General features: G+C 71.6%; 6 protein-coding genes. 3 read left to right on the top strand and 3 right to left on the bottom strand.

Annotated elements, in window-relative coordinates; all coding sequences use genetic code 11:
- On the bottom strand, positions 1-495 hold a 495-nt coding region (locus VED21_RS33590), incomplete at its 3' end, for a tetratricopeptide repeat protein (protein WP_324890276.1).
- A gap of 149 nt (positions 496-644) precedes the next feature.
- Between VED21_RS33590 and VED21_RS33585 the strand changes: the two genes are divergently transcribed.
- Together VED21_RS33585 and VED21_RS33580 are read left to right on the top strand one after the other, a co-directional pair.
- Positions 645-1,724 carry a YheC/YheD family protein gene (locus VED21_RS33585; protein WP_324890275.1) on the top strand — a complete coding sequence of 360 codons (1,080 nt, stop codon included), beginning with the start codon at positions 645-647 and terminating at the stop codon, positions 1,722-1,724.
- A gap of 121 nt (positions 1,725-1,845) precedes the next feature.
- Positions 1,846-2,916, top strand: a complete 1,071-nt coding sequence (locus tag VED21_RS33580; RefSeq protein WP_324890274.1) for an MHYT domain-containing protein — start codon at positions 1,846-1,848, stop codon at positions 2,914-2,916.
- Positions 2,917-2,956: 40 nt separating this feature from the next.
- Here the strand turns inward: VED21_RS33580 and VED21_RS33575 are convergent, their stop codons facing one another.
- Both VED21_RS33575 and VED21_RS33570 read right to left on the bottom strand, forming a co-directional pair.
- Positions 2,957-3,922, bottom strand: coding sequence for an acetoacetate decarboxylase family protein (locus tag VED21_RS33575; RefSeq protein ID WP_324890273.1), 966 nt, complete (start codon positions 3,920-3,922; stop codon positions 2,957-2,959).
- Positions 3,922-6,180, bottom strand: a complete 2,259-nt coding sequence (locus VED21_RS33570; protein WP_324890272.1) for an NAD(P)/FAD-dependent oxidoreductase — start codon at positions 6,178-6,180, stop codon at positions 3,922-3,924. Before VED21_RS33570 ends, VED21_RS33575 begins: the two co-directional genes overlap by 1 nt.
- Before the next feature lie 299 nt (positions 6,181-6,479).
- On the opposite strand from VED21_RS33570, the gene VED21_RS33565 reads away from it, so the two are divergent.
- Positions 6,480-10,616: serine/threonine-protein kinase PknK (locus VED21_RS33565; RefSeq protein ID WP_324890271.1), on the top strand; the 4,137-nt coding region annotated here is incomplete at its 3' end.

Raw genomic sequence — 10,616 nt, 5'->3', positions numbered from 1 at the left:
CAGGGCACGATGGTAGTGGGCACGTGCGGCGTCCGGGCCGCCGGCGGCGCAGACGGCGGCGGCGAGGTTGGCGTGCGCCTCGGCCATGTCGCAACGCGCCGCGACCGCCCGGCGGAGCGCGGACACGGCTTCGGCGGGGCGGCCCAGGGCCAGCCGGACGGCGCCCAGGTTGGCGTACGCCGCCGGCGCGTCCGGGGCCAGGGCGGCGGCCTGGTGCAGGGCCAGTTCCGCGTCCGCGAAGCGGCGCAGCGCGCACAGCGCCAGGGCGAGGTCGAGGTGGTAGGCGGCGTGGCCGGGGACGAAGCTGATGGCCTGCCCGATGCAGTCGGCCGCCTCGCCGGCGCGGCCGGCGTGGAGTGCGGCGACGCCCAGCAGGTGCCACGCGTCCGGGTCCGTGGGCGTGCGCTCCAGCACCGCGCCCAGGTGCTCCTCGGCCTCGGCGGTCCGGCCGCTTTGCAGGGCCTGGACGGCGGGGCCGAGGACGTCGGTCGTCATGCGCGGTCGTCTCCGGTCGAAAGGACGGCTGGCGGCACTATCGCGCAAGGCCGGGTGGTTTTCATCTGCGATCATGTGCTTGATCCGTGCCCGCGGGCGTGCTTCCGTTCGGGCGCAGGACTGGTTTCGACGGCAGGATCCGCTTATCGATGACACGGCAGCCCTTGATCGGCCTGTTCACCGCCAGCTGGTTGCCGTTCGAGCGCGTGGAGCCGCTGCGCCTGCGCGCGCTGGCCGCCGAGGCGGCGCTGCAGGGCGCCGGCTTCTGCATCTTCCCGACCGACGGCGTGGATCTGCAAGGTGCACGCGTGCACGGCTGGACGCTGGCGCCCGACGGCTGGCGCCGGCAGGCGCTGCCGCTGCCCGACGTGGTCATGAACCCGCTGCCGCCGGCCGACGACATCGACCTGCGCGTCTATCAGGAGCTGTTCCGGCGCATTCCCTTCACCACCGTGCGCCTGCCCGACAAGGTCGGCGTGGCCGAGATGCTGAACGGCACGCCGCTGGCGCCGCACGTCATCCCGTTCCGCCCGCTGGACCGCGCCCGCGCGGCGGAGTGCCTGGACGAGTTCCTGGCCGAGCACGGGCGCATCGTGCTGAAGCCGGCGCGCGGGCGGCGCGGGAGCGGCATCCGCTTCCTGGCGCGCGTCGAGGGCGGCATCCTGGTGCGCGAGCAGGCCGGCGAGCGCACGGTGACGCTCGACGACCTCGTCCAGACGATCGGGGCGCAGGACGACGAGCCGTGGGTCCTGCAGAAGCTCATCGTGTCGCGGGCGCGCGACGGGCGCAGCTTCGACATCCGCGTGCACGTCCACAAGGACGGCGCCGGCGCCTGGGACGTGGTGCGCGCCTACGTGCGGCTGGGCGAGGCCGGGCTGTTGGTGGCGAACACCAGCCGGGGCGGCTACCAGGGCGACGTCGGGCACTTCTTCGCCGGGCTGAAGGACGCGGGGGAGGCGCTGGTGCAGCGGCTGAAGGCCGTGGCCCTGGCGACCGCGGCGGAACTGGACCGGCGGCACCAGTTCGCCATCGACGAGCTGGGCGTCGACCTGCTGGTGGACGGCGAACTGGGGATCTGGATCGTCGAGGTGAACACCCACCCGCAGAGCCGTTACCACGAGTTCGAGCGGGCACGCTTCGCCGTCGCCTACGCGCTGCACCGCGCGCGCACCCGCTATCTTCCGGGAGGGGGTGAACCCGGCCGGTCGGAGGGCTTGCCGGCCGGCTGAATCGCGGCCATTTTCATGGCGGCGCCGCAAGGACATAAGAACGGCGACGACAAGAACGGAGTGCGGGGGAGGAACGGCACTGATCGGGCGTTACGATCCGACGCTCGTTCTGCTGTCGGTGTTGCTGGCGGTCCAGGGGGCGTACGTCAGCCTGGCGCTGGCCCGCGACACGGCGGCCGAGACGGGGCTGCGGCGCCGGCTGATGCTGGCGGCGTCCTCGTTCGTGCTCGGCACCGGCATCTGGACCATGCATTTCGTCGGCATGCTGGCGCTGTCGCTGCCGGTTCCGGTCGACTACGACATCCTGCTCACCCTTATTTCGGCACTGGCCGCCATCCTCACCGTGGGCGTCGCCGTGGCGCTGGCGGTCGCCGGGCCGCCGTTGGGAACGAAGCCCGGGGTGAACCGCATCCTGCTGGCCTCCGTCGCCATGGGGCTGGGCATCGCCACCATGCACTACATCGGCATGCACGCCATGCGCATGCACGGCACGCTGGTGCACGACCCGCTGATCGTCGCGCTGTCGGTGGCGATCGCGGTGGCGTCGTCGGCGCTGTCGCTGTGGCTGGCCTTCGGGCATGGGCGCCGCGCGCCGCTGGTGGTGGCGGCGGTGGCCATGGCGCTGGCCATCTCGGGCATGCACTACACGGCCATGTGGGCGGCGGACTTCACGGACGGCGGGCACGTGGCGGCCGCGGGGGCAGGGGCGCCGGCCATCCCGTCGGGCGTGCTGGCGGTGGTGGTCGCGGTGGTGGCCTTCGTGATCTCCGCCGCCTTCCTGCTGGCGCTGGTGCCGGACGGCGCCGCGGCGCCGGGGGCGCGCAAACCGGGGCCGGCGCCGGTGGTGACGGTGGAGGAGCGGGACGGGCGCGTGCCGGTGCTGAAGAACGGCGCCACGGTGCTGCTCAGCCAGTCCGACATCGTGTCGGTGGAGGCGGACGCGCACTACAGCCGGCTGTTCGACGGGCAGGCGACGTACTTCTGCAACCTGTCGATTTCGGAGGTGGAGCGCCGCCTGGACCCGGCGCGCTTCATCCGTGTCCACCGCAGCCACATCGTGCGCAAGGAGGCCATAGCCGGCTTCCGTCGCGAGGGCAGCCACGGGCACGTGCGCCTGTCCTGCACCCCGCCGCGCGAAATCCCCGTGAGCCGCGGGCGGATATTGACGGTGCAGCAGACGCTGGGCGTGTGAAGGGGCGTTCCCCCGCCGTGGCGGGGGAACGCGTGTGGCGTCAACCCGCCTGCCAGACGATCTTGCCGGGGTTGGCCTGGAAGTCCATGTGGACGGTGACGGCGAGGTCGACGTGCACCTTGGCCGACGTGCCGTCGGTCTGGAAGCCGAAGTCCTCGACCACCTGATGGCTGGCGTAGCCGTCGGCGACCGTCAGCGTCCAGTCGCCGAGCAGCGGCCAGGCGCCGCGGAAGTCGTTGATGTGCATGGGGCAGTTGACCAGCGCCTGGTAGCAGGCCTTGCCGCTGTCGGCGGCGTCGCGGAACTGCTTCAGGTTCACCACCGGCACCGTGCCGGTCAGCAGCATCGCCGCCGCGTCGGCCACCACCACCATGCCCTCGGCCAGCCCGCCGGGCTCGACCAAGTTCTTCAGCACGTCGCCGGCGTCGGCCACGAGGTCGGCTAGCGTCTTCCACAGCCCGCCCAGGGAGGCCTGGGCGCTCTGCGCCGTCAGCAGCGGCGCCACCTCGCCCTGGCAATCCGAAGACAGCCGGTGGAACAGCATGGTCTCGGCCTGGAAGGTGGTCGGGCCGCTGCAGCCGTCGGGCACGGTGATGCGGCCCATCGACTTGGCGAAGCCCCAGCTCTCGCGCCCGCAGGCGATGGGGATCATCGCGTCCGGGAACATGTAGGGCATCCACACCAGAAGGCGCGGCAGGCGGCCCTTGCGGTGCTCGATCACCGGAAGCCAGAGCGAGGCCTCCTTGTAGGGGATCCAGCCGAACTCCTCGGTCGGGCTGGTGCAGCGGCCCACCGACAGGAAGTTGGCGGCGGCGAAGGGGCCCAGCACCTCGTACCGCACGGCGCCGCCGCTGGCGGCGTTGAGGATCTTGTCCACCAGGGCCTGGGTGCGCGCCGGATCGGCGCGCACGAAGAACAGGGTGGAGTAGCTGTCGTCGAAGACGCCGGGGGCGGCGATCGACACCTCCCCGTGGCCGCGGAAGGAGACGTAGTCGGGCAGGGCCATCACTTCGCTCCGTTCAGCCAGTTTTCGCCGGAGATGTACAAGGGCTCACCCGAGATGGCGCGGGCCGCCTGCATGCCGGACATGACGGTGGCCTCGACGCAGGAGGTGTTGAGGCCGGTGCGGATCCAGCAGCCGGCGAGGTAGAGGTTGTAGAACCCGCTCTCGTCCGTGCGCAGGCGCCATTGGGTGGAGCCGACGGCGCTGCCCGGCAGCGTCTCCGTGGGATCGACGTTGGAGCGGATGATCTGGTTGCGGAAGCGCTCCACCCCCTCGCCGTTCGCCGGGTCGTCCAGCATGTTCCAGTCGAAGCCGGACGCGGTCATCGCCTTGGGCCAGAAATAGCGGGCGTAGCCGTTCAGCCAGTCCACGCCGCTCTGCGTCACCGTATCCAGCGCCCTGGCCGGCACCGACAGATCGGTGGAGGGCTGGGCGACGAGGTCGGTCTTCCAGACGCCGCAGATGTAGTGCACCGACTTCGGCCGGGGTGCGGCGGTGTCGGTCCACGGCTCGTACTTCAGGGTCTGCTGCATCTCGGCCCAGATCGACCAGGGCTCCGGCCCGGCGACGGCGGCGGGGCGCTCCACCTCCCAGCCGAGGCCGGGGAGGTCGGGGCCGCACCACAGCTGCATGGACATGGTGGGGATGATGCCGATGTTCTCGGTCATCGCGTTGAAGCGCGGCCGGGCGGCCTGCAGGGCGGCGGCCAGCGTCGGCTCGTCGTTCATCTTCTTGAAGCCGCCCAGGGAGATGCCGAGGACGGCGATGTCGAAGTCCTTGCCGCGCTGGAGCACCTCCTCGCCCACCGGCGGGACCGGGCACCAGTGCGACTCGAGGTTGGACTTGTGGTCGTCCAGCACCTTCTTGATGGCCGCGCCGTTCTCGATCTGCTCCCAATAGGGCTCGATCGGCCAGACGTGCAGGATCTTGCCGTCGCCCTCGCGCCGGACGATGCCGGTGGCGCGGTAGGCGTCGTCGCCGCCGATGACGTTCACCTGCTTGGCGAGGCGAATGCGGTCCACCAGGGCGCCGTCCTCGGTCAGGCCCAGTTCCTCGACGCGGCGGAAGAACTTCACCTTCACGCCGCACTGCTGGAGAAGCTGGTAGATGGGGGCGACGATCACCTCCCCCATGCCGGCTTCCATGTTGAAGAGCACGGCTTCCTTGCAGGTGGCGTACATGCGCAGGCAGCTGAGCGAGGCCACGCCCGCCGCCCAGTCGGGCGCGTGGAAGTCGCCGTCCTTGTACTGCATGAAGGTGTCGTAGCAGGTGCGCAGCGAGCAGCACTTGGCGAGGTTCTCAGGGACGCCGCCGTGGTTGATCAGCCACTGCGTGAATTCCTGCGAATCCAGCTCGTCCGCCGTCTTGCCCTCGATGATGTAGTCGGAGATGACGCCGGTGGCGAACGGCACCATGAAGGTCAGGAAGTCGCGCGCCACGAGGCTGCTGGGCAGGCTGTCGATGGCGCGGTTGATCTGGCGCAGCAGCCACAGGATGCCGCGGTAGCTGTCGGCCGTCGCGGTGGCGTCGTCGCCCTTGTCCAGCGCGGCGCGCGCCCAGCGGTGGGCGACCACGGCGGCGTCCTGCACGGTGGCGATGGCGGCGCCCTTCAGCAGCGCCTCCGCCTGTTCGATGTGGCGGACCTGCTTCTCGCCCCAGGCGATGATGCTGTCGCGGAAGCCGCGGGCCAGCGGTTCGGGCAGGGCGCGGTGGTCGTCGGGGACCGTGGGGATGGCGGCGTCGACGGTGCCCGGCACCAGCTTGCCGTTGACGACGAGGCCGGTCAGCTCGTTCCAGTTGGTGAAGACGTCGCGGATCAGTCCGACCAGCGACACCACAGCCTGACGCGGCGTGGGCATGACGTTGCCGTCGCCCGGCGTGCCGCCCAGGTGCGGCCACGTCAGCGGCCAGTACGCGGGGCTGCCGTCTTCCAGCTGCATGCCGATGGGGGTGAAGTCGTGCCGCTTCAGCGCGTCGCGCCACGTGCGCAGCGCCTCCGTCTCCGGCGGGTTCAGCGCCGTGAAGACGTCCTGCATCATCTTGAAGGCGTTGTTGTAGTAGCCGAACCAGACGTGCAGGCCATGTTCCTGTATGCGGCCGTAGCGGTCGCGTCCGGTGGCCCCCTTGCCGCCCAGGCGCCAGCCCATCTGGTAGACGGTGACGTCGAAGCGGTCGCGCAGCTCTTGCGTGTTGCACAGATGATAGGCCGTGGTCAGCGAACCGACGCCGCCGCCCAGAATCGCAACCTTGATCTTCCCCATGGGTCCCCCGCTGTGTATGCCGCCTTCGGCTTCGCACGCCACTGTGCGCACGCAACCGGCCGGCAACAATTCCGGATGCATCTTAGGACGAATTGTCGCGATTCGCATCGTTTGTGCGCGTTGGCCGCAGCAAAACGTGTGGGCGGGTTGTCACACATTCGTCACGGTAGAAAAGACTGTGGGCGTGGGGCTTTGCCCGCTTGCATGGCCGTGTTGGCCCACCCTACAATTCCCGGCGACAAGAGGCGCGCCGGGCGGCCACCGTGCCGTGCGCCAGGGACCTGTGGGAACTCTGCACTTTGACGTCGCTGCCTGGCTATCGCGTGCTGGAGACGCTGCACACCGGCACCCGTTCGACGGTGCTGCGGGCCGTGCGCCAGCAGGACGGGCTGCCCGTCGTCTGCAAGCTGCTGGGGCAGGAGCTGGCGGCGCCGGAGGATCTGGCGTCGTTCCGCCGCGAATACGCCATCACCCGCCGCCTGCGCCACGCGGAGATCGTGGAGGCGCTGGACTGCGTGCCGCACGGCGGCGGCATGATGATGGTGTTCCGCGACATCGGCGGCACCTCGCTGGACGTGCTGTACGACCGCCGCAGGATGGACGTCGGCACCTTCCTGGACATGGCGCTGCGCGTGGTCGACGCGCTGGCCTGCATCCACGACGCCGGCATCGTGCACAAGGACATCAACCCGTCCAACATCGTGTGGAACGCGCCGGGCGGGCAGCTGAACGTCATCGATTTCGGCATCGCGTCGGAGCTGTCGCGCGAGGAGGCGGCGGGGGCCGCCGACTCCGTCGAAGGCACGCTGGCCTACATGGCGCCGGAGCAGACCGGGCGCATGAACCGCGCCATCGACTACCGCGCCGACTTCTACGCGCTGGGCGCCACCTTCCACGAATGCCTGGCCGGCCGCCCGCCGTTCGAGGGGCGCGACGCGCTGGAGCTGGTGCACTGCCACATCGCCCGGGCGCCCGTGCCGGTGCACAAGCTGAACCCGGCGGTGCCGGAGGCGCTGTCGGCCATCGTCGCCCGGCTGCTGGCCAAGGACCCGGAGGACCGCTACCAGAGCACCTTCGGCCTGCGCGCCGACCTGGAGCAGTGCCAGGAGGAATGGCAGGCGAACGGCGCGGTGGAGCCGTTCCCGCTGGGCCGGCGCGACGTGCGGCCGGTGCTGCGCATCCCGCAGAAGCTGTACGGCCGCACCGCGCAGTTCCGCGTGCTGCACGACGCCTTCACCCGTGTCGCAGCGGGCGGGCACGAGCTGCTGCTGGTCGCCGGCTATTCGGGCGTGGGCAAGTCGGCGCTGGTGCGCGAGCTGCACAAGCCGGTGGTGGCCCGGCACGGCTTCTTCGTTTCCGGCAAGTTCGAGCAGCTGAAGCGCGACATCCCCTACGCGCCGCTGATCCGCGCCTTCCAGGACCTGGTGCGGCAGACCGCGGCCGGCGGGCCGGAACGGCTGGAGGCGTGGCGGGGCAAGCTGCGCGCGGCGCTGGGTCCGAACGGCCGGCTGATCACCGACGCCATCCCGGAGGTGGAGCGGCTGATCGGCGCGCAGCCGCCGGTGCCCGACCTGGGCCCGGCCGAGGCGCATGAGCGGTTCGTCTACGTCTTCCGCAACTTCGTGCGCGTCTTCGCGGGGCCGGAGCATCCGCTGGTGCTGTTCCTGGACGACCTGCAATGGGCCGATCTGGCCTCGTTGCGGCTGCTGGAAGGGCTGGTGGCGGACGGCGACCTGCGGCACCTGATGGTGGTCGGCGCCTACCGCGACACCGAGGTGGACGGCGCGCACCCGCTGCGCCACGCCCGCGACGCGCTGGAGAAGGCCGGCGTGCGCATCCAGGAGGTGACGCTCGCCGGGTTGGACGAGGACGCGGTGGTGCAGTTGCTGTCCGACACGCTGCACAGCGCGCCGGAACGGGTGCGGCCGCTGGCCGTGCGGCTGACCGCCAAGACGCTGGGCAACCCGTTCTTCCTGGGCCAGTTCCTGGAGTCGCTGGAGCGGCGCGGGCTGATCGCCTTCAACCGCGTCACCGGCGCCTGGGCCTGGGACCTCACCGCCATCGAGCGGCAGGAGCTGGAGCAGATGGCGGCGGACGTGGTGACGTTCGTCGTGCAGCGTATCCGCGAGCTGCCGGGCGAGACGCTGGCGGTGGTGCCGACGGCGGCGTGCATCGGCAACGCCTTCGACCTGGGCACGCTGGCCGAGGTGACCGGCCACGCGCCGGCCGACACGGCGGTGGCGCTGTGGCCGGCGCTGCTGGCCGGGCTGGTGGTGCCGCTGGACGACGCCTACCGCTACGCCGACGTGGGCGGGGTGGAGGTGCGCGTCTCCTACCGCTTCGTGCACGACAGGGTGCAGCAGGCCGCCTACTCCCTGCTGGGGGACGAGGAGGCGCTGGCCTGCCACCTGAAGGTCGGGCGGGCGCTGCGGCACGGGGGGGAGAGCGGCGAGCGGCTGTTCGACATCGCCAACCACCTGAACCGCGCGTCCGGCCTGATGGACGCGGCGGAGCGCGAGGAACTGGCGGAGCTGAACCTGCGGGCCGGCGAGGCGGCGCGGGCGTCCGCCGCGCACGGGCCGGCCATGGCCTATCTGAAGGCGGGCATCGGCCTGCTGCCGCCCGACGCCTGGGCGCGGCGTTACGATCTGGCGCTGGCGCTGAACGTCACGGCGGCGGACATCGCCGCGGTGAACGGCGACGCGACGCTGACGCAGCGCGCGGCGGAGGCGGTGCTGACGCGGGCGCGCGGCGACCTGGACCGGGCGCGGGCGCATCTGGCGCTGATCCAGCTGCACGTGGCGCGGCAGAACCTGCCCGACGCGGTGGCGGCGTGCCGCGCGGCGCTGCTGCTGCTGGACAGCGCGGTGCCGGAGAAGCCGACCATGGGCCACGTGCTCATGGAGGTGATGAAGACCAAGCTGGCCTTGCGCGGGCGCAGCGAGGACGCGCTGGTGGGCCTGCCGCCGACCGCCGACCCGCGGCTGCTGACCATCGGCAACGCCATGTCGCGCGCGCTGGCGACGACGTACCTGCACGACACCAACCTGTTCACCATCATGGTGCTGCGGCTGGTGCGGCTGTCCGCCACGCAGGGGCCGCAGCCGGCGTCGTGCATCGCGTACGCCACCTACGGCCTGATCTGCTGCGCGGTGTTCGGCGACATCCCCGGTGGTGCCTTGTTCGGGCGGGTGGCGCTGCGCCTGCTGGACCGGCTGCCGGACACCAGTGCCGCGCGCTGCCAGACGCTGTTCGTCGCCAAGCTGTTCATCGAGGTGTGGCACCGCCCGGTGGCCGACACGCTGGACGATTTGCTGGACGCGCACCGCATCGGGCTGGAGACCGGCGACCTGGAGTACGCCGCCTATTGCCTGAACAACACGGTGGCGCAGCACGTCCTCCTGGGCCGGCGCCTGCGCGCCGTGCGCGACACGGCGGCCGAGTACCACGCGATCTGCGCCAAGCTGAACCAGGAAACCGCCATCGGTGCCCTGAAGCCCTACCGGCAGGCCATATCCAACCTGCTGGGCGAGGCGGAGGACCCGACCGCCTTCGCCGGGCCGCTGCTGGTGGAGAGCGTGGACGTCGCCGACCTGACGGCGCGCGGCAACCTGCTGGCGGTGGAGATCACCTACGCGCAGCTCGCCTACCTGAACCTGCTGTTCGGCAAGCTGGACCGGGCGCGCCACTACGCGGCGCTGCGCCGCCGCCACGCCGACCGGGCGAACGGCATGGCGATGGGGCTGCGCAGCGCCACCATCGGCGCCATCATCGACTGCGCCGCCTGGGACCGGCTGAGCCGCGCCGAGCAGCGGCGGGCGTGGTTCGGCGGCAGCCGGGTGGAGCGGCAGCTGCGCCGGGCGGCGCAGCACGCGCCGGCGAACTTCACCCACCTGCACCGGCTGCTGCAGGCCGAGCGGCTGCGCGCCGCCGGACGGGTGGAGCGGGCGTGGCCGCTGTACGTGCAGGCGATCGAGGCCGCGCGCGAGCATGGCTATGTCCACGACGAGGCGTTCGCCTGCGAGCGGGCCGGCGGGCTGGCGCTGGAGCGGGGCGACCGCACGACGGCGCGCGCCCTGCTGAATCGGGCGCGGCACGCCTATGTGCGCTGGGGTGCGCTCGCCAAGGTGCAGGCGCTGGACGTGCATCTGGTGGAGCTGTTCGGGGAGGCGGTGCCGTCCGACGACACGGAAGCCGCGGCGGTGCCGTCCAGCACCCACCGGCGGCGCCGCTCGACCTCCGCTGGGAACACGACGGGCGCGCATCTGGTGGACGTGGCGACGGTCATCCGCGCTTCCCAGGCGCTGGCGCAGGACATCCGCCTGGGCGACCTGCTGCGCGCGCTGATGCAGATCGTCATCGCCAACGCCGGCGCTTCCAAGGGCTACCTGCTGCTGGAGACGGAGGGCGAGTGGCGCATCGAGGCGGAGGCGGCC

Source organism: Azospirillum sp., assembly GCF_035627195.1.
GTDB lineage: Bacteria > Pseudomonadota > Alphaproteobacteria > Azospirillales > Azospirillaceae > Azospirillum.
Note: the sequence above shows the minus strand (reverse complement) of the source record. Positions and strands in the feature narration are given on the sequence as shown.

Excerpts from the sequence above, each read along its gene's own strand:
- VED21_RS33585 (WP_324890275.1), top strand. The coding sequence starts at position 645 with ATGACACGGCAGCCCTTGATCGGCCTGTTCACCGCCAGCTGGTTGCCG.
- VED21_RS33575 (WP_324890273.1), bottom strand. The coding sequence starts at position 3,922 with ATGGCCCTGCCCGACTACGTCTCCTTCCGCGGCCACGGGGAGGTGTCG.
- VED21_RS33570 (WP_324890272.1), bottom strand. The coding sequence starts at position 6,180 with ATGGGGAAGATCAAGGTTGCGATTCTGGGCGGCGGCGTCGGTTCGCTG.